This window comes from Actinocrinis puniceicyclus (assembly GCF_018283645.1).
GTDB classification, from domain to species: domain Bacteria; phylum Actinomycetota; class Actinomycetes; order Streptomycetales; family Catenulisporaceae; genus Actinocrinis; species Actinocrinis puniceicyclus.
The window spans coordinates 15,759-35,565 of sequence record NZ_JAGSXH010000020.1 but is presented as its reverse complement, the minus strand read 5'-3'; the positions used below and the strand labels follow the sequence as shown (position 1 = coordinate 35,565).

Annotated in this window: 12 protein-coding genes; 2 read left to right on the top strand and 10 right to left on the bottom strand. The window is 70.1% G+C overall.

All coding sequences use genetic code 11. The annotated features are described in order from the left end of the window. Position 1: 1 nt before the first annotated feature. From KGA66_RS08495 to acnA, 7 genes are all read right to left on the bottom strand, one after another. Complete coding sequence (locus tag KGA66_RS08495) at positions 2-1,519, bottom strand: NAD(P)/FAD-dependent oxidoreductase (RefSeq protein WP_211466491.1); 1,518 nt, start codon at positions 1,517-1,519, stop codon at positions 2-4. Positions 1,520-1,669: 150 nt separating this feature from the next. After that, complete coding sequence (gene dxs / locus KGA66_RS08490) at positions 1,670-3,526, bottom strand: 1-deoxy-D-xylulose-5-phosphate synthase (protein WP_211466489.1); 1,857 nt, start codon at positions 3,524-3,526, stop codon at positions 1,670-1,672. 245 nt (positions 3,527-3,771) lie between these two features. Further along, positions 3,772-5,079 (bottom strand): ROK family protein, encoded by a 1,308-nt coding sequence (locus KGA66_RS08485; RefSeq protein ID WP_246507230.1) that lies wholly within the window; start codon positions 5,077-5,079, stop codon positions 3,772-3,774. 93 nt (positions 5,080-5,172) lie between these two features. Next, positions 5,173-6,456, bottom strand: a complete 1,284-nt coding sequence (locus tag KGA66_RS08480; protein ID WP_211466424.1) for a sugar ABC transporter permease — start codon at positions 6,454-6,456, stop codon at positions 5,173-5,175. Next, positions 6,453-7,223 carry an ATP-binding cassette domain-containing protein gene (locus KGA66_RS08475; RefSeq protein ID WP_211466485.1) on the bottom strand — a complete coding sequence of 257 codons (771 nt, stop codon included), beginning with the start codon at positions 7,221-7,223 and terminating at the stop codon, positions 6,453-6,455. Before KGA66_RS08475 ends, KGA66_RS08480 begins: the two co-directional genes overlap by 4 nt. A gap of 172 nt (positions 7,224-7,395) precedes the next feature. Next, a complete protein-coding gene (locus KGA66_RS08470) occupies positions 7,396-8,520 on the bottom strand; it encodes a sugar ABC transporter substrate-binding protein (RefSeq protein ID WP_246507229.1) in 1,125 nt (374 codons plus the stop codon). Positions 8,521-9,664: 1,144 nt separating this feature from the next. Continuing rightward, complete coding sequence (gene acnA, locus KGA66_RS08465) at positions 9,665-12,409, bottom strand: aconitate hydratase AcnA (protein ID WP_211466422.1); 2,745 nt, start codon at positions 12,407-12,409, stop codon at positions 9,665-9,667. Positions 12,410-12,592: 183 nt separating this feature from the next. On the opposite strand from acnA, the gene KGA66_RS08460 reads away from it, so the two are divergent. Further along, on the top strand, positions 12,593-13,324 hold the full coding sequence (locus KGA66_RS08460) for an LCIB family protein (protein WP_211466420.1): 732 nt from the start codon (positions 12,593-12,595) through the stop codon (positions 13,322-13,324). Positions 13,325-13,535: 211 nt separating this feature from the next. Here the strand turns inward: KGA66_RS08460 and KGA66_RS08455 are convergent, their stop codons facing one another. Next, entirely contained in the window at positions 13,536-14,192 is a 657-nt protein-coding gene (locus tag KGA66_RS08455) for a trimeric intracellular cation channel family protein (RefSeq protein ID WP_211466418.1), read from the bottom strand. A gap of 492 nt (positions 14,193-14,684) precedes the next feature. On the opposite strand from KGA66_RS08455, the gene sepH reads away from it, so the two are divergent. After that, positions 14,685-15,710 (top strand): septation protein SepH, encoded by a 1,026-nt coding sequence (gene sepH, locus KGA66_RS08450; protein WP_211466416.1) that lies wholly within the window; start codon positions 14,685-14,687, stop codon positions 15,708-15,710. A 43-nt stretch (positions 15,711-15,753) separates the two neighbouring features. Here the strand turns inward: sepH and efeB are convergent, their stop codons facing one another. Both efeB and efeU read right to left on the bottom strand, forming a co-directional pair. Then, entirely contained in the window at positions 15,754-17,076 is a 1,323-nt protein-coding gene (gene efeB, locus KGA66_RS08445; RefSeq protein ID WP_211466414.1) for an iron uptake transporter deferrochelatase/peroxidase subunit, read from the bottom strand. Between the two features lie 60 nt (positions 17,077-17,136). Continuing rightward, a complete protein-coding gene (efeU, locus tag KGA66_RS08440) occupies positions 17,137-19,308 on the bottom strand; it encodes an iron uptake transporter permease EfeU (RefSeq protein WP_211466412.1) in 2,172 nt (723 codons plus the stop codon). Positions 19,309-19,807: the final 499 nt, after the last annotated feature.

Sequence of the window (19,807 nt, the reverse complement as noted above, 5' to 3'; positions counted from 1 at the left end):
ATCAGGGAGCGACCGTCTCGTGCTCGCTGCGCGACCGCGGCATGAGCGGCGCGTCGCGGCCGGTGCCCGTCGGAGTGGAGCGCTTCGAGTCGCTGCCCTCCTCGTGGTACTCCTCCTCGACGTTGACCGTCCACACGTCGTGCGCCGACCCGGTGCGGATGTTCTCAGCCGTCAGCAACGCGGTGAGCATCGAGTGGTCCTGATTGTTGTACCGGTGCATCCCGTTGCGCCCGACCGGGTGCACGTTGGGCACGTTCGCCGCCAGCCACTCGCGGATCACCTCGAGGTTGCGCTGGTAGCGGTCGTCGTAGACCGGGTACGCCTTGGGCATCCGCACCACGAATCCGGCCTCGACCTTGCCCGGCTCGATCAGGCCGAGCTGCTCGAGTTCCGCCGTGCCGAGCTTGACCAACTCCTCGTCCGCGCCGCTCCACACCTCGTCGCCCTCGTTGACGAAGTACTCCAGGCCCAGGCAGGTGCGCCCGTCCTTGACCAGATAGGGCGACCACGAGCCGAAGTTCTGGATCCGGCCGACCTTGACCCCCGGGGTGTGGATGTAGATCCAGTTGTCCGGAAATCCGGCCTCCAGCGGCACGACCAGCGCGATGGTCAGGAAGTCGCGATACCGCAGGTCGTCCGCCGCGGCCCTGACCGCGTCCGGGACGGCCGGGTCCATGCAGCGCACCAGCGCGGAGATCGGGGTGGAGGAGATCACGTGATCGGCCGGGACCTCGCTCGTCGTACCGTCGGGCGAGCTGACGGTGACCGCCACCGCGCCCTTGCCCTGCTCCCAGCGGACCCGGTCGACGCACGTGCGCAGTTGGACCGAACCGCCCTGGGCGCGCACCTTCTCGGTGCACACCTCCCACATCATCCCGGGCCCGTACTTAGGGTACTGAAACTCCTCGATCAGGCTCGTGATTTCCTTCTGGTTGCGCTTGGGCAGCAGCGCGTTCTTGATCGCGCCCATCAGCGACAGGCTCTTGATACGCTGCGCGGCCCAGTCCGCGGGCAGTTCGGAGGTGCTCATGCCCCACACCTTCTCGGTGTAGGTCTTGAAGAAGATCGAGAACAGTCGCTTGCCGAAGCGCGCGGTGACCCAGGCGTCCAGGTGCGACTGGTCCTTCGGCGGCCTGATCCGAGCCCAGACGTACGAGCCGATACACCGCGCCGCCTCGACCAGCCCCAACCCCCTGAGCGCGTTGCCGGCCTTGAGCGGGTAGTCGAACAGCTTCCCGCGATAGTAAATCCTTGACATGCGAGGCCGCAGCAGGAAATCCTCGTCGGGCAGGATCTCGTGCCACAGCGACTCGACGGCGGCCACCTTGGTGAAGAAGCGGTGGCCGCCGATGTCGAAGCGCCAGCCTTCGCGCTCCACGGTTTGCGAGATGCCGCCGACAACGTCTTCGGCCTCATACACCTGTACCGGAAAACCGTGCTTGCTCAAGTCGTACGCGGCGGTCAGGCCGGCCGGTCCGGCGCCGATGACAACGGTCGCCGACCGTACGCGTTCGTTCATTCCGATGGGATCCACGAGACCGATTCTCTCAACAGGCCGGTAACACCACGGAGCCGCCACGTCACAGTGTGTCCCCGTGTTGTAACGAATTCTCGGGCCGTTGAAGAAGTCCGCCTCTACGAAACGCCGTGCACCCCGCCGGCCCGCGGATCAGCTTAGCGCTGCCCGTGAGGCTGCTGCGACACCTTCCGCGGTCAGACCGATACGCTCCAGGATCACGGGGCGTTTGGCGTGGTTGAGGAACTGCTGCGGAATGCCGAGGACCCGCACCGGCAGCGCGAGCCCTGCGTCTTGCAGCGCCTGGGTGACCGCGGCGCCGACCCCGCCGACCCGGCTGTTGTCCTCGACGGTGACCACGGCGCGGTGCCCGCGCGCCAGTTCCACCAGCGCGGGATCGAGCGGCTTGACCCAGCGCGGGTCCACGACGCTCGCCTCGACGCCCTCGGCGGCCAGGATCTCGGCCGCCGCCAGGCCCTGCGCGGCCATCGGCCCGGCGGTGACGATGAGCACGTCGGGGTTTTCCGGCGCACGCAGCAGGTCCATCACGCCGAGCCGGTCCACCGCCTCGATCTCCGGTCCCGCCGCCCCCTTGGAGAAGCGCAGCACCGTCGGCGCGTCGGAAACCTCGACGGCCTCCCGCAACTGGGTGCGGACCTGGCCGGGATCGCGCGGCGCGGCGATCCGCAGGCCGGGCACGACCTGGAGGATCGACATGTCCCACATTCCGTTGTGGCTCGCGCCGTCGTCGCCGGTCACCCCGGCGCGGTCGAGCACGAAGGTCACCCCCGCGCGGTGCAGCGCACAGTCCATCAGCACCTGGTCGAAGGCCCGGTTCAGGAAGGTCGCGTAGACGGCGACGACCGGGTGCAGGCCGCCGAAGGCGAGGCCGGCGGCTGAGGTCACCGCGTGCTGCTCGGCGATGCCGACGTCATAGATGCGGTCCGGATACGCCTTGCCGAACTTGTGCAGGCCGACCGAGTGCAGCATCGCGGCGGTGATGCCGACCACGTCGGGCCGGTCGTTGCCGATCTTCACCATCTCGTCCGCGAAGACGTCGGTCCACGTGGTGCCCTGCGCCTGGTAGGGCAGACCGGTCTCCGGGTTGATCACGCCGACCTGGTGGAACTGGTCCTGGTCGTTCTCCCGGGCCAGCCGGTAGCCCTCGCCCTTGCGGGTGATGCAGTGCACGATGACCGGGCCGCCGAAGCCCTTGGCGCGGCGCAGCGCGGACTCGATCTCGTCCAGGTCGTGCCCGTCGATCGGCCCGATGTACTTCAAGCCCAGGTCCTCGAACATGCCCTGCGGCGCGACGATGTCCTTGATGCCCTTCTTCATCCCGTGCAGGGTCTCGTAGATCGCGCCGCCGAACACCGGCGCCTTGGGCAGGGTGCGCTTGCCCCACGACAGGAACTTCTCATAGCCCTGCGTCATGCGCAGGGTGGCCAGGTGGTCGGCCAGCCCGCCGATGGTCGGCGAGTAGGACCGCTCGTTGTCGTTGACCACGATGACGACCGGCCGGTCCTTCGCGCAGGCGAGGTTGTTGAGCGCCTCCCAGGCCATGCCGCCGGTCAGCGCGCCGTCCCCGATCACGCCCACCACGCGCCGGTCGCTCTGCCCGCGGACCTGGTAAGCCTTGGCGATGCCGTCGGCGTAGGACAGCGCGGTCGAGGCGTGCGAGTTCTCCACCACGTCGTGCTCCGACTCCCTGCGGTTCGGGTAGCCGGACAGCCCGCCCTCCTGGCGCAGCATCGCGAAGTCGTGACGGCCGGTCAGCAGCTTGTGCACGTAGGACTGATGGCCGGTGTCGAACACTATGGTGTCGCGGGGCGAGTCGAAGACCCGGTGCAGCGCGATGGTCAGCTCCACCACGCCGAGGTTGGGGCCCAGGTGCCCGCCGGTGCGGGTGACGTTCTCGATCAGGAACTCGCGGATCTCCCCGGCCAGGCGGTCGAGTTGCGCGCGGTTGAAACGGTCCAGGTCGCGCGGCCCGTGCACGGTGTCCAGCAGGCACTCGCCGGGATCGGGTCCGCCGGCGCCGGGCTGACCGGCGCTGGGCTGACCGGCGCTGGGCTCGGCGCTGGAGAGGGGTTCACCGCTCGACACGGTCTCGGCGCTCGAACTGCCCGGCAGCGACACGAGTTCCTCCTAGGTGGCTCGACGATTCCCCGAGTGGCGAAGCCCGGTGTACATCGTCCCCCTTCGGGTTGCCCCGTGCTCGCACGCCGTTGGAACGAGGGGACGAGTGTCCGAGTCTAGTCGCCGAGCGGTCGCCGGCCCGCGGAGATCATCCGGCCCTCCACACGATCTTCACGCTGCCCGGCCGGTTGCCTGGCCAGTGCGCCGGGTGGATCGCTCAGCAGCGGGCCGAAGGCGCGCTCGGCGGCGCCGACCAGGGTGGAGTCCGGCCCGAGGCCGGGAGAGACCAGGCGCACCTGCTCGCGCGGGGCGACCAGACCCGAGGTTCGCAGCGTGGTGCGTAGCTGCTGTTCGACGGCCGGGAGGATGTCGCGCAGCAGGCCGCCGAAGACGACCACCTCGGGGTTGAAGATGTTCACCAGGTTGCCCACGCCGATGCCGAGCCATTCGCCCACATGCCGGATCGCCGCGGCGGCGCGCGGGTCTCCTCCCGCCGCGGCGGTCACGACCGCGGGCACCGTCGAGCGCGGCCCGTCCGGATGGCCGGCGGCGTCGAGGATGGCCTTCTCGCCGATCTCGGTCTCCCAACAGCCGCGCGCGCCGCAGCGGCAGAGCCGCCCGGCCGGGTTGACCACCATGTGGCCGAGTTCGCCGCCGTAACCGCCGGCGCCGCGCAGCGGCTCGCCACCGACGATGATCCCGGCGCCGACGCCGACCTCGCCGGTGAGATACACCGCGTCGGTCGCACCGGCCGCCGCGCCGCGCACGTGCTCGGCGAGGGCGCCGAGATCGGCGTCGTTGCCGACGGCGACCGGGGCGTGGATGCCGTAGTGCGCGAGCACGGTCTGAAGGGTCTGTCCCAGCGGGGCGTCCACCCAGCCGAGGTTGGGCGCGAAACGCACCAGCCCGTCGGACTCGCGCACCACGCCCGCGATGGCCGCGCCGATGCCGACGCACACCGTGTCGGCGCCGGCGCGGCTGAGCATCTCACCGGTGAACCGGCCCAGATGCGCAACCACGTCGTCGAGGGCGTAGTCACCACGCGGACGGTAGAGCTCGCGCCGGTCGAGGATCGCCCCGCCGAGGCCGACCCGCGCGGCGATCAGGTAGTCGACGCCGATGTCGAAGGCGAGCACGTAAACCCGCTCCGAGCGCGGCACGACGACGAGGGACGGCCGCCCGGCACCGGCGCCGGCCCCGCGCGCGGGAAGTTCCTCGCGCACCAGGCCGGCGCTGGTCAGATCGGCGGTCAGCGCGCCGATCGTGGATCGGTTCAGCTGCATCGCGGCGGTCAGTTCCGCACGCGAGGTGGGGCCGTGCACGTGCACGTACCGCAGCAGGGTGGACACGTTGTGGCGGCGCACCTCGTCCTGGGTGGCTCCCGCGGCTCCCGCCGCCATGGCCGAGTTGCGGCGTTCAGACAAGGCAGTGCCTCTCAGAGCTCTGACCAGTCATCAACGTTCGCCTTCCGTCCGGCGCGTCCAACGCGTACCACCCTGGCTGCGGAGAGCAGGTGCCTAACTCGTCGAGCGGCCCGCGTGACGGGAGAGCGCGTCGACCGCGGCGGCCAGCAGCAGGACGATGCCGGTGATGATGTACTGATAGGCGGAGGCGTTGCCCCCCTTGATCAGGTTGCTCATCCCGTACTGCAGGATCGCCAGCGCCAGTCCGCCGAGCACCGCGTCGACGACCCGGCCGCGACCGCCCATCAGGGAGGTACCGCCGATGACCGCGGCGGCCACGGCGAGCAGCAGCACGTTGCCGCCGCCTTCCTGGGTGTTGACGCCGTTGAGCTCGGAGGCGAGGAAGAGTCCGGAGAAGGCCGCCATGGTCGAGCAGATGACGAAGACCGAGGTGCGGATCAGGCGCACCGGGATACCGGCGCGGCGAGCCGCTTCGTCGTTGCCGCCGACCGCGTAGACGTGCCGGCCGTAGCGGGTCTTGTCCAGGGCGAAACTCAGCACGACCAGCATGGCGGCGATGATCGGGACGACCCACGGGACGCCCCGGATGTGGATGCCCTGCCGCTGCTGCCAGGTCAGCGCCTCGTCCACGTTGCAGAAGTACACGAAGATCGCGCCGCCGACGATCAGCGCGCCGATGCGCAGCACCAGCAGGCTCATCGGCTCGCTGGCCAGGCCCTGCCTGCGGCGGCCGTTGACCTGCATGAGCTTGACGGCCGTGTACGCGACGACGGCGATGACCAGGTAGACCCAGCCGAGCACCGGGGAGAGGCGGCCGTTGTCCAGCTGGAGCAGGATCTTGTCGCCGATCGAGACCTGGCCGGAACTGCTGCCGATCACCAGGATCTGCGCGCCCTGGAAGGAGATGAACGCGGCCAGGGTGACCACGAACGAGGGGATGCCGATGCGGGCGCGCAGCCAGCCGAGCAGGGAGCCGGCGACCGCGCCGAACGCCGCGGCGCCGATGATCGCGAGCGGCCAGGCTATGCCGTGCTTCACCGAGAGGATCGCGCCGAAGGCCGCGGCGGTGGAGCCGACCACGCCGGCCGACAGGTCGATCTCGCCGAGCAGCAGCACGAACACCAGGCCCATCGCCAGGGTGATGGTCGGCGCGGACTCCTGCAGGATCGAGATGAAGCTGGACAGGCTCAGGAAGCCGGTCTGCGCGAACGAGAAGATGATCAGCAGGAGCACGATGCCGATGACAGCGGGCAGCGCGCCGATCTCGCCGGTCCGCACCCGTTGCCGGTAGTTGTAGAAGGACTCGCCGAGGCTGCGCGGCACCGCTGCGGTGACGACGGGCGCCGCACCGGCGCGGCTGTCGGTCATCTCGCTCATAGCGCGGCTCCATTCGAGCTCAGGGTGGTCGACAGCGGCAGGCCCAGGTTGCCCGAGCGGCCGGCCGTGATCAGTTCCACGATCTGGGTGTGGGTCACTTCGGACCGCTTGACCAGCGCGGCCATCTGGCCGAGGTAGAGCGCCGCGATGCGGTCGGAGACCTGCAGGACGTCGTTCATGTTGTGCGAGATGAGGATCACCGCGAGGCCCTGGTCCGCGAGGTTGCGCACCAGGCGCAGCACCTCGGCGGTCTGCGCGACGCCGAGCGCGGCGGTCGGCTCGTCGAGGATGACCACCTTGGAGTTCCACAGCACGGCCTTGGCGATGGCCACGGTCTGCCGCTGACCGCCGGAGAGGCTGGCGACCTTCTGGCGCACGGATGAGACGGTGCGCACCGAGAGCGAGGCCAGCGTCTCGCCGGCGAGGCGCTCCATCGAGGGCTCGTCGAGCGTGCGCACCAGGTTGAGCTGCTCGCGGCCGAGGAACATGTTCTGCACGATGTCCAGGTTGTCGCACAGCGCGAGGTCCTGGTAGACGATCTCGATGCCCAGCGCGGCGGAGTCACGCGGACCGTGGACCTTGACCGGCCTACCCTCGAACAGGTAGTCCCCCGCGTCGATGGAGTATGTGCCACCGATGCACTTGACCAGCGTGGACTTGCCCGCGCCGTTGTCGCCTACCAGCGCCGTCACTTCGCCGAGGTGGGCTTCGAAGTCCACCCCTTTGAGCACGCTGACGGGGCCGAACGACTTGGTGATTCCGCGCATTCGCAGAATCGGCTCGTTCTGGTTCACCTCGACCTCTTCTCCTGGACCCGCCTCGATATGGCGAAACTGTGACAACGCGATACCACCGCGAACGCCTCCAAACAAGCCAAGCCCCCGGCTCCGCGCGACGGCCCAGCGGGAGCCGTCGCGCGAAACCGGGAGGATCAGGGACTTACTGGGCCGTGATGCCGGCCGCGGTGCACTTGGCGACGTAGGCCGCGGTGCAGACGTCCTTGTACGGCGTGTAGTTTTCCTTGATCGGCTGGTCGATGTTGGCCTTGGTGATGGTGATCGGCGTGGCCAGCAGGGACTTGATCGCCTGCTGGTTCGTCGGGTCGGTCACGTTCGCGAAGGTCTCGGTCGGCGTGGTGCCGGCGGCCAGTTCGGCGGCCAGGTCCACGGCCGGGACGGCCTCCTGGGAGGCCGGCTTGTAGATGGTGAAGGACTGGTCGCCGTCGAGGATGTGCTGCAGGCCGCCGGCGGTGGCGTCCTGGCCGGACACGGCCACCTTGCCGTTGATGCCGAGGTTCTTCAGGTCGGCGATGACCGCGTTGGCCATGCCGTCGTTGGCGACCATCACCACGTTGATGTTGTGGTCGGCGTTGTACATCGAGGTGAAGGTGGTGCCGGCCGTGGTGTTGTCCCAGTTGGCGATCGCCTGCTCGGCGGACTTCTTCCAGGTCTTGGCGTCGATCAGCGGCTGGATGACCGACATGTAGCCCTGGTTGAACAGGGTGGCGTTGTTGTCGGTCGGGGCGCCGTCGAGGATCGCCACGTCCGGGCTCTTGATGGCCATCGACTGCACGGCGGCGGCGAGCGCGGTGCCCTGGGCCTTGCCGACCGCGACGTTGTCGAAGGAGATGTAGTAGTCCGGGCTCGAGCCGGTGACCAGGCGGTCGTAGTCGATGACCTTGACGCCGAGCGACTTGGCCTCGGAGGTCACGGCCTGGCCGGTGGTCGGGTCGATGCTGCACAGGATCAGCACCTGCACGTGCTCGGTCTTGAGCATCGTGTCCGCGATCGTCTTCTCCTGCTGGTCGCTGCCCTGGGCGTTCTGGATGTCGCACTCCAGGTTCTTCTTGTCGCACTCGGCCTTGAGGGCCGGGCGGTCCGCGCCCTCCCAGCGGGCGGAGGTGGCGGTCTCCGGCAGGATGATGCCGACCTTCGGCTTGGCACCCGCGTTGTTCGAAGAACCGGAAGACGAAGAGCTGGGCGAGGAGGAGCTGGAACACGCCGCGACGCCGAACGCCAGAGCAGCGGCGCCGACGGTAGCGGTGAGGACGGCCTTACGCATCATCGCGTTTTGGTCCTTTCTCGTGCCGGCTTGTGGCATAAGTGCCCCGCAGCTCGGCGTTCGTGGAATGTTGTGACCGGCAACGTATTCTGTCGCCTCGGACTTGGGAAGAGGTCGGGAGTGCGACTTTGTTGAACGGCGTAACGATTGGGAAACGCGTTCGGTGATGCGAGGTTACACGACGTCGCCGCAATCCGGACATATCGGATGTGGTCTAGACCAACACCCTGATCCATGCGGCGCCATAACACCCGGCGACGTGCTGTTGCGCAACCGCCTCGGCGGTGAGACAACAATTCGAACAACCGTCGAACAGCAGGTTCAACAGGGCACTGCGGCCTCTGCGTACGTTGCCGAATCGAGATTTGGACTTCCGCGCGCCGCGCGGCCGTTACCGCGCCGCAACGCGATCTCCACCGGCTCGGTACCGCCGTGAGCTTGGCAAGGACGGCTTGATAGCCTCCGAGCTTCGAGCGGAAAGCGCCGCGGGGTCACGCCGAGTCAAGCGCCGAGGCTGGATCGGTGCGGCACGACGCGGCGGGAACACGCGCCGAGGCCCGCGGCCGGGATTAGTTGCCGCAGGGGCCTGCCGCTCGCTCGCGGGGGCCGCAGCCGGTGTCCGGCGCGCCGGTTTCCGCGCGATCAGTACCGGATCAGCCCAGGCTGACCACATAGCGCCGGGAAACAACCGAGATTGGTGCAGGAGGCAACAATATCCGGAGAGCCCGGATATCCGCGCCCTTCGCACCGGGCTTCACAGAGGGATTCCCCCGGCGCGGCCGGAGCTTGGCTCCGGGTGGGTGTCCGCGCCGGGGAAGGCAGCGACCGCGATGACGCGGCCGGGGGCGGGATTGTGTCCCGCGCCCCGGCCGGTCTACGCCCTTGCCTGTAGCGGGCGTCGCTTCACACCGCGCCGCCGGCCGACAGCCGTGACGGCGGGTGTACGAATAAGCGTTCTCATAGGAACGGGCTGGGCCGGGAGTGAAATTACCGATAGGTAGCCACCGTGGGATAGCGGGAAAACCCTCGTTGCTGCCCTAGGCGGTGTTCGGGTTCGACCGCGCCACCCGCGAGAGCCCGCGCCCGGACAAACCGGGCGCGGGCTCCTTCGCCCCGCAGTCCTTCGCCCCGCGGTCCTTCGCCGGGATCAGGCCCGCAACAGGTTACGCAGCACGAACTGCATGATGCCGCCGTTGCGGTAGTAGTCGGCCTCCCCGGGGGTGTCGATGCGCACCACCGCGGCGAACTGCTTGGTCTGGCCGTCGGCGCCGGTCGCCGTGACCTTCAGCGTGCGCGGAGTGGTCCCGTCGTCGAGCGCGGTGATGCCGGAGACGGAGTACTCCTCCTGGCCGGTCAGCCCCAGCGACGCGGCGCTCTGGCCCGCCGGGAACTGAAGCGGCAGCACGCCCATGCCGATCAGGTTCGAGCGGTGGATGCGCTCATACGACTCCGCGATGACCGCCCTGACACCCAGCAGCGCGGTGCCCTTCGCGGCCCAGTCCCGGGAGGAACCGGAGCCGTACTCCTTGCCGGCCAGCACCAGCAGCGGCACACCGGCCTCCTGGTAGGCGACCGAGGCGTCGTAGATGGTCGCCTGCTCGCCGGTCAGCAGGTTCCTGGTGTAGCCGCCCTCGACCCCGTCCAGCAGCTGGTTGCGCAGCCGGATGTTGGCGAAGGTGCCGCGGATCATCACCTCGTGGTTGCCGCGCCGCGAGCCGTAGGAGTTGAAGTCGCGCCGCTCGACCCCGTGCTCGGCCAGGTACCGGCCCGCCGGCGAGTCCGCCTTGATCGAGCCGGCCGGCGAGATGTGGTCCGTCGTCACCGAGTCGCCGAGCTTGGCCAGCACCCGCGCGCCGCGAATGTCCTCGACCGGGGCCGGGGCCTCGGGCATGCCCTCGAAGTACGGGGGCCTGCGCACGTAGGTCGAGTCGGCGTCCCACTCGAAGATGTCGCCGGTCGGCGTCGGCAGCGACCGCCAGCGCTCGTCCCCGGCGAAGACGTCGGCGTAGTCGTGCGCGAACATCTCGGCCGAGATCGCCGAGCCGATCACCTCCTGCACCTCGACCGGGGACGGCCAGATGTCCGCGAGGTACACGGGCTTGCCGTCCTGGTCGGCGCCGAGCGCGTCCTGCTCGAAGTCGAAGTCCATGGTCCCGGCGATGGCGTAGGCGATCACCAGCGGCGGCGAGGCCAGGTAGTTCATCTTGACGTCCGGGTTGATGCGCCCCTCGAAGTTGCGGTTGCCGGAGAGCACCGAGACCACCGCCAGGTCCGCCGCGTTCACCGCGGCGGAGACGTGCTCCGGCAGCGGGCCGGAGTTGCCGATGCAGGTGGTGCAGCCGTAACCGACCAGATTGAACCCGAGCTTGTCGAGGTACGGGGTCAGGCCCGCGCGGTCGTAGTAGTCGGTGACGACCTTGGAGCCGGGCGCCAGCGTGGTCTTGACCCACGGCTTGACCCGCAGGCCCTTCTCCACCGCCTTCTTGGCCAGCAGCGCGGCGCCCAGCATGACCGACGGGTTCGAGGTGTTCGTGCAGGAGGTGATCGCGGCGATCACCACCGAGCCGTGGTCGATCTCGAACTCGGGGCCGTCCGCGGGGGTCACCGGGGTCGGCTTCGAGATGCCGTTGCGCACCGCCGGCGCGTCAGAGGCCGGGAAGGACTCGACGCCGGACTCGTCGGCGTCCGTGATGTAGTCGCGCACCGCGGTGCGGAAGCGGGCCTTGGCCTCGGCCAGCACCACGCGGTCCTGCGGGCGCTTCGGCCCGGCGATGGAGGGCACCACGGTCGACAGGTCAAGCTCGACATACTCGGAGTACTTGGCCTCGCGCGACGGATCGTGCCACAGGCCCTGCTCCTTGGCGTACGCCTCGACCAGCGCCAGCTGTTCGGCGCTGCGGCCGGTGAGCCGCAGGTAGTCCACGGTCTCCCGGTCGATCGGGAAGATCGCGCAGGTCGAGCCGAACTCGGGGCTCATGTTGCCGATGGTGGCCCGGTTGGCCAGCGGGACCGCGGTGACGCCCTCGCCGTAGAACTCGACGAACTTGCCGACCACCCCGTGCTTGCGCAGGATCTCGGTGATCGTGAGCACCAGGTCGGTGGCGGTGGCCCCGGCCGGAAGCTGCCCGGTGAGCTTGAAGCCGACCACGCGCGGGATGAGCATCGAGACCGGCTGGCCGAGCAGCGCCGCCTCGGCCTCGATGCCGCCGACGCCCCAGCCGAGCACGCCGAGGCCGTTGACCATGGTGGTGTGCGAGTCCGTGCCGACCACCGTGTCCGGGTAAGCCTGAACCGTGCCCTCGCCGTTGGCGCGGTGCATCACGACGCGGGCCAGGTGCTCGATGTTGACCTGGTGCACGATGCCGGTGCCGGGCGGCACGACCTTGAACTCGTCGAACGCGGTCTGCCCCCAGCGCAGGAAGCGATAGCGCTCGTGGTTGCGCTGGTACTCGATGTCCACGTTGCGGCTGAACGAGTCCGGGGTGCCGAAGACGTCCGCGATGACGGAGTGGTCGATCACCAGCTCGGCCGGTGCCAGCGGGTTCACCTTCGCCGGGTCGCCGCCGAGGGCGACCACGGCCTCGCGCATGGTGGCCAGGTCCACCACGCAGGGCACGCCGGTGAAGTCCTGCATGATCACCCGCGCCGGGGTGAACTGGATCTCGGTGTCCGGTTGGGCCGCCGGATCCCAGGCGGCCAGGGCGCGGACGTGCTCGGCGCTGATGTTCGCCCCGTCCTCGGTGCGCAGCAGGTTCTCCAGCAGCACCTTGAGCGAGTAGGGCAGGTCTTGGGCACCGGGCACCGCGTCGATCCGGTAGATCTCGTACGACGCGTCGCCGACGGTGAGCTGCGCGCGGGCGCCAAAGCTGTTGATCGCGCTGCTTGCTGACATCGCGGGGGCTCCGTTCACTGGCCGCTTATTATCTCGACGTCAAGATACATATCCATCATAGCCACGCCGCTGCGGTCCGGTTCAAGCCGGAGGCGGCAACAGCGGAGTAAACGCCGACTGTGCGAACATCACGTTGTCCAGTGACGCATCGTTCGACCCGAGCCAGTGGAGAGGTACCCGCCCGTGAGCTTCGCCGCGACCTTGGCCCGCGACTTCCCCGCCGCCATCCCGGCCAATCAGTTCGTCAACTCCACCCAGGACAAGCTGCGGGAGCACGGCGTGCACCGCGGCTCGGCGCTGCCGCTCATCGCCACCTGCCGGGACGAGTTGGCCTTCGCGCTGACCGCCGAGTTGCAGCGGGCGTGGGGGCCCGCGTTCAACATGGCGGGCCTGGCCGGACTGCTCACGTTGGGCCGAACAGGTATCGCCGCGGCGCGTGGGCACGCGCCGCTGATGAACGACCGGCGCACGTTCGTGCTGTTCGGCCTCGCGCACGTGGGCGTGGACGACGCGGGCACGATCGGCAACTGCGAGCGGCCGGGCGTACCCGGACCCTCCCGCACCTGCGGCGCACTGATGGCCCTGCACGACGAACTGCGCGGTGGCGACGTCCACACCTCCGACTACCCGTATCTGGACAAGGACGACCCGGAGCAGTCGCGGCTGCGCGAGCGGATCGCGCCGCGCGTCCCGGACGTAGAAGCCGTCGGCCTGCTCGGCATCACCCGGATCGCGCGGGACCTGATCGATGCGGACACCGACGCGGTCATCCAGGTGCTGCGCGACGACCAGGTCCCCGCGCACGTCGCGGTGTTCACCGGAATCCACATCCACGGACCGCGCGGCGCGGAGTACGTGGATGTCGGCCGCAGCTTCCTGGACCGCGGCGACGAGATCCTTGCGCTCTCGTTGTAACGCACGGTAATGCGGGAAGCGGAAGCGCGGAGCGGGCGGCCGAATTCCGCCGTGCCGGCGCGAAATCCCCAGCGCGCCGGTTTGCGCGCACCGTGAATGGCGGCGGCTCACAACGGGCGCGTACCAATTCGCACGCCTGTTCTAAACCGCCGCCGAATCCCGCGATTCCCGTTGTCCCGCACCGGCATCGGAATTATGTCAGTAGTTTGCGTCAGCGCGGCTCCTCGGCGCGTGGCGGTCGCGAAAGACGCGCGTGCCAGCCGCGTCGCGCCGCGACCATACGCAGCGCCGCGGTCAATCCCGCGGCGGCGAAGGCGAGCGGCGTGAGCGCGGTGGTGTAGCGGTCCACCGCGGCGACCAGCACCGAGCCGAGCGCCGCCGGGATCGCGTAGAACTCGCGCCGCAGCACGGTCGGCACCTCGGCGACCAGCATGTCCCTGATCACTCCCCCGCCGACCGCCGTCAGGACCCCCATCAGCGCGGCCGGAACCGGGGCCAGCCCGTACCGCAGGGCCTTGCCGGTGCCGGAAACCGCGAAGAAGCCCAGCGTGAGCGAATCCACGGTCAGATATGCGGTGGAGAGCCGCACGCGCTCGCGCAGCAGGGGACCTACCGCGGCGAGCCGGTATTCGACCACGACCACGCCGAGTGCCGCGAGTGTCGCAGTGGTCAGATAACGCCAGTCCACCAGGAACGCGGGCGGATGCGCACCGATCAGCACGTCGCGCACGGCGCCGCCGCCGAGGCCGGTCGCCGCGCCCAGCACCAGGATCCCGACCAGATCAAGACCTTTGCGGATGCCGGTGAGCGCGCCGGAGGCCGCCGCGCTGAAAACCCCGAGCAGGTCGAACAAGATCGGCAGATGCACCACACTTCGAAGTCTGCCGTGGCGCACCGCGATGAGCCAATACACAGGGCGTTGGGATGCACGTCCACATCTACGCAAGTCGGCACAGCCGTTGACCCGCTGATTCCATGTGTGTTCCGGCACCTGCCTTCGCTACAGTGGATTCGGCGGGCGAATGGCGGGATCCGGCCGGGGGGCCGCGCAGATTGCTTCGTTTGTCGCCGCGTTGGGACTCCGTTCAGGCTGGGCTCGCTGATACGGTGGACCGGACGACGAGTAGCGGAAGAAGACCGGCGCGAAGGGTTTCCGGAACCGCCGAGGGGGATAACGAGGAATGACCGCGCGCATCAGGGTTCGCGAGCGCGATCTCCGCCTTGCCAGGGTCGTAGTCCCCCGAACGGGTAACGCGCGCCGGAGTGTGTTGCGCCGATCGGGCGTGGCATCTTCCCGAACCCGCGTTGCGCGCGCCACACTCGGTACTACGTCCAGCAGCGGCACCACCCAGGAGGTCTCATGACCGAACTGCGCGTGATGGCGGTCTCCGGCGACGGCGATCGCCTGGTGCTGCGTGCCCCCGACGGCCAGGAGTTCTTCCTCGCCATCGACGACCGGCTGCGCGCCGCGGTGCGCGGCGACCGGGCCCGGCTCGGCCAGATCGAGATAGAGCTGGACGCCCAGCTGCGGCCGCGCGACATCCAGGCGCGCATCCGCTCCGGGCAGACCGCGGAGCAGGTGGCCGACCTGGCGGGCATCCCGCTGGAGCGGGTGCGCCGCTTCGAGGGGCCGGTACTGGCCGAGCGGGCGTTCATGGCCGAGCGGGCGCAGAACACCCAGGTGCGCCGGGCCGGCGAGACGCACGGGCCGAAGCTGGGCGACGTGGTGCGCGAGCGGCTGGCGCAGCGCGAGCCGGACCACGACTCGGCGCAGTGGGACTCCTGGCGGCGCGACGACGGCACCTGGACGGTGCGTCTGGCCTTCCGCATCGGCGGCCTGCCCTACGAGGCGAACTGGGCATTCGACCCGCCGCGGCGGCTGGTCACCCCGGCCGACGACGAGGCACGGCTGCTTTCCAGCGACGTGGCTGCGGAGAACGCGTTCCCGTTCGCCGCGCGCCAGACACCGCGGCTGCCCGCCGCGGCGGCCGTCGGCGAGCCCGGCCAGTCCGGGCGCCCGGCCCCGTCGGTGACCCCGCTGCCGACCTGGCAGGGTCGCCCGGTCGCGGCAGCGGGCAGCGGCCCGGCTGCGTCCGCGGCTTCCGGCGACTCGGTGGTCACGCCGCTGCGCCCGGTCGCGGCGGCAAGCGCGCCCACCCCCGGCCCGCCTCCGGCCGCCGAGGAGCCGGCCGCGCGACAGCGGCAAGCGGGCGCTGGCTCGGCCTACTCGGACGCCCTGTTCGGCGCGGTCGGCCCGCACAAGGACCGGCTGCGCGGCTCTACCGACCAGCAGGCGGTCAACGACGGCGTGACTCCGGGCAAGCGGGCGACCGTGCCGTCCTGGGACGAGATCGTGTTCGGCACCCGGCGCCGCAAGGGCGAATAGCGGGCGTGGTGCGGCCCCGTCGCGGCAGAGAGCGACGGGGCCTTCACACGAACAGGCCCGAGGCGTAGTAGTCCCGCGCGTCCCGGACTCCCGGCAGCGCGAAGAAGTAGCCGCCGCCGGTCGGCGAGACATAGTCGACCAGCGGCTCGTCGATCAGCCGGGCCTGCACCGCCTCGAACTGCCGCACCACGTCCTGGTTGTAGGCCGCGAAGATCAGGCCGACGTCCAGGTTGCCGTTCGCGTCGACGCCCCGGTCGTAGTTGTAGCCGCGGCGCAGGATCCGCTGGCCGTCAGTGCGGGCGGTGCGCGGGTTGGCCAGCCGGATGTGCGCGTCCAGCGGGATGATCCCGCCCTGCGGATCGTTCGCGTACTGCGGGACGTCGCTCTCCTTCGAGCCGGAGAGCGGGGCGCCGGTGTCGCGCCGGCGCCCGAACATGTTCTCCTGCTCGGTCAGCGAGACCCGGTCCCAGAACTCGACCAGCATTCTGATGATCCGCACCACCTGGTACGAGCCGCCCTGCACCCAGGCCGGCTCGCCGTTCGCCCCGCCGTGCGTCCAGATCAAGGCGTTGGTCTCAGTGGTCGATGTCACATCCGGATTGGCGATGCCGTCCTTGAAGCCGAGCTGGTTGCGCTGCGCTCCGCTGGGCCGGGACGGGGACTGGAAGCCGTCCGCCTTCCAAAGCGGGGCGAGCCAGGGCCGGGTGTGCTTGGCGATGTCGCGCAGCGCGTGCATCACCGTGTCGCGGTGGTCGGCGCAGATCTGGAGCGAGAGATCGCCGTGCAGCTCGGTCGAGTTCTGCATGTCGTCGTTGGGGAAGACCGGCATCGCGACCAGCTTCGCGGGCTTGAGCGCGGCCAGGCCGTAGCGGGAGTCGAACAGCGAGGCCCCGACCCCCACCGTGATGGTCAGCCCGTCCGCCGGGACCAGCGGCCCGAGGGTCGAGCTGTCCGAGGGCGGGGACGCCACGCCGGCGTCGTCAGGCGCTCCGCCCGCGGTGAGGAAGCGCGCACGCTGGGTCAGGGTCTTGAAAAGCCGCTGAAGTTCGGCCCGGTGCCGCGCGACCACGGTGAAGGACACGAAACTCGCCGCGAGCTGAGGCGGGGTGAGGATGCCCGCCTGGTGCGCGCCGTGGAACGGGATCGTGCGCGCGCTGCCGGCGCCACCGCCGTCCGCGGCGGAGGCGGTGGCCCGCGCGGCGCCCAGGCCGCCCGCGGTGACCGCGGCGGCGCCGACCGCGCCCGCCGCCGCGCCGCGCAGGAACGAGCGGCGGCGCAGCGCCTGGTGCACGTCGGCGCCGTCGATGCCGGCGGCGAAGGGGCAGGACCCCGCGGAGGCGGGCGAGGTGGGGTTCTCTTCGGTCATCAACTCAGGTTTCTGTCTCACGCGAGCCGTTGCACTGGGAGGGGATGTCACTGTTCCGGGTCACGCACTGCTGCGTTCTTCGAGCAGGCCGGGCACGACGGACAACTGCTCGAGCAGCTGGCCCACGTCCGCGTCGAGCCGCTGGCGGCGCGCCGAACCGAGCCGGTTCACCGCGGTCCACGAGCCGTCCGGATCGCGCGCCGCGTTCAGGTCCGCGGCCACCGTCTGGATCCAGGTGTCGATCGACGCCAGCGCCTGCGGGTCGCGGGTGCGCATCAGCCCCGCCAGCGTGCTCAGGACCACCTGCGTGCCGTGCAGGTTGGCGTTCGCGGTGGCCAGCGCGGTGCCGCTGCCGTAGTCGGCGGTCCCGGTCAGCTGGAACTGAAGCGTGTTCTCCAGGATCTCGTGGGCGCGCAGGGCCAGATCGTTCGGATCAGTGCTCTGGCTTGGGAAGGCTTTGATCAGCGCCTGGACGTCGGCGACCAGTCGATCACCGAGCGGGCGCAGCACCGCGGCGGACTGCCCGTGCCAGAGCCCGTACTCGATGCGGTGGAACCCGGTCCACGACGCGTCGTGCGGCCCGCCGCGCAGCCCGGTGGCGCGAGCGTCGATCTTCGCGTCGTATTCTCCGAAGGTGCCGTACGCGGCGCCCAGACCCTCGTAGTCCAGGTGCGCGGTGAGCCAGTCGGGCTTGGCCGCGGCCGGATCGCCGGCGGCGAGGTCCGCGTCGAGCCTGCGGCTGTCGGCCAGCAGCACCGGCAAGGTCTGCTGCACGTAGTCGCGGTAGTCCGCGACGGGCTGTTGCAGGTCCTGATCCGTCACCGGGGCGAACCCTGAACTCGCCCGGGCGGTTCGGCCACCGCCAAGGGTGTAAGTCTTCGAGGACAGCGCGGTGCCGTCGGCGAACGCGCAGCGGAAGGCGTACGAGCCGCCGGACAGCGTGGCGGCCAGCGGGCGCGTGGTGCCCGGGGCGAGGTTCTCGATCTCGGCGAACACCGCGTTGCTGCCCGGGTCGATCAGGAAGACCTCAGCCGTGCTGTGACCGTTGTTCGTCAGCTCGAAGCTCTGCGCCCCCGCCCGCGGGTCGCTCCATCCGGTCCCGCAGCCGGACTCGCTCAGCGCGACGGCGTTGGCTGCCGTGCCGCTCTTCGCGGGACCGAGCACGGCGATCGCGGTCACGGCGGCTACCGCCGGCACGGCGAAGATCGAGGTCCCCACGGCCCAGCGCGGCACTCTCCGGGCGGCGCTGCGCTCCTGCTCCTTCGCTCGCTTGGCCGCGATGCGTGCGGCGAGCGCCTGTTCGTCCGCGGCGCGTGCGGCCGCGCGCCGCCGCGCTCTGGTGGCCGGGGCCGGGCGCTCGGCCGCGGCGGCGCCGGCGGCCGTGCTCGTGGCTGTGCTCGTGGCTGTGCTCGTGGCTGTGCTCGTGGCCCGGATGCCCCGTACGAACAGGAACATCACCGGCGGCAGGTACAGCAGGTAACCGGTCACCTGCAGCCAGGACATCGCGGGGGTGATGTTGAAGGTGCCGGCGACGAGCGTGGCGTACCAGGACCCTGAGTCGATGGAGGCGAGGTTGAAGGCGAGAGCGGTGCGCCCGGGGATCAGACCGCCCTCCTGCAGGTCGCCGAGTCCGTAGGCCAGCACGCCCGCGGCGATGACGATCAGGACGACTCCGGTGGCCGAGAAGAACCGGGTCAGGTTGATCCGCAACACCCTGCGGTACAGGCCCCAGCAGGCGGCGACGGCCAGAGCGACGCCGAGCGACGCGCCGATGACCGGGCCCTGCGACTCCCCCGCCGACTCGGCCGTGGTCCACAGGAACAGGGCGGTCTCCAGGCCCTCGCGCGCCACCGCGACGAAGGAGGTGATCGCGAGCACCGCCGCGCCCCGCCCCAGCGCCTCGGTGACTCGGGCCTTCAGGTCCCCGGACAGGCCGCGTGCCGAGCGGCGCATCCAGAACACCATGGCGGTGACGAAACCCACCGCCACGAGCGAGAGCACGCCTGCGAATGCGTCCTGGCCGCCCGTCGGCAGGTCGGCCGCGGTGAACGTCAGCACCGCGGCGAAGGACAGGCTCAGCGCGGCCGCCGCGCCGACCCCGGCCCAGAGCGCGCCGAGCCGGGAGCGCTGCCCGGCCCGCGCCAGCGTGGCCACCAGGATCGAGACGATCAAGCCGGCTTCCAGTCCTTCGCGCAGACCGATCAGGAAGCTGGGGAACGCGTCATTCCACATGGCGGGCTGATCCTCGGGTTCGCTCTCGGACGGAAGGCTTAGGTTAGGCAAGCCTAACCATACCTACGCCTGATTCCGGCGACGCAAGGCCCTGCAGGTGAACGCTGGATGTGATTACGGTCGCAGCCCGGCCGTACGGCGCAGGTGGGGCCCCGTCCCGGGCACCGCCTGAAGCGGCCGAAGGCCGATCCGAAAAAACTTTGAGCCGGGTGTATCAGGAGGCGCCGCGCCGCTCTCTTGTTATTGACCGTTCCGGGAAGGGGAGAGCCCGGCGAAGGTCAGTGTGGGGTGGATGCTGGGGGACCGTCCCGATGCCCGCGGGGGGATGTAACGGCGGGCATCGGGACGGCTGTGCGGGGCGCGCCCTTCTTGTCAGGACGTCACGGGGGTACGGCCTGGCCGTCCGGCGCGTCCCGCTCGGCCGCAAGGCGGCGACGAGATCTGAACGGCGCCGCACAACGGGGCAGACGTGCTAAGCCTCGGCCTAGCGGAGACTGCC

Coding starts and splice junctions, on each gene's coding strand:
- KGA66_RS08495 (WP_211466491.1), bottom strand. CDS start 1,519: ATGAACGAACGCGTACGGTCGGCGACCGTTGTCATCGGCGCCGGACCG.
- KGA66_RS08480 (WP_211466424.1), bottom strand. CDS start 6,456: ATGAGCGAGATGACCGACAGCCGCGCCGGTGCGGCGCCCGTCGTCACC.
- KGA66_RS08475 (WP_211466485.1), bottom strand. CDS start 7,223: ATGCGCGGAATCACCAAGTCGTTCGGCCCCGTCAGCGTGCTCAAAGGG.
- KGA66_RS08470 (WP_246507229.1), bottom strand. CDS start 8,520: ATGATGCGTAAGGCCGTCCTCACCGCTACCGTCGGCGCCGCTGCTCTG.
- acnA (WP_211466422.1), bottom strand. CDS start 12,409: ATGTCAGCAAGCAGCGCGATCAACAGCTTTGGCGCCCGCGCGCAGCTC.
- sepH (WP_211466416.1), top strand. CDS start 14,685: ATGACCGAACTGCGCGTGATGGCGGTCTCCGGCGACGGCGATCGCCTG.
- efeB (WP_211466414.1), bottom strand. CDS start 17,076: ATGACCGAAGAGAACCCCACCTCGCCCGCCTCCGCGGGGTCCTGCCCC.
- efeU (WP_211466412.1), bottom strand. CDS start 19,308: ATGTGGAATGACGCGTTCCCCAGCTTCCTGATCGGTCTGCGCGAAGGA.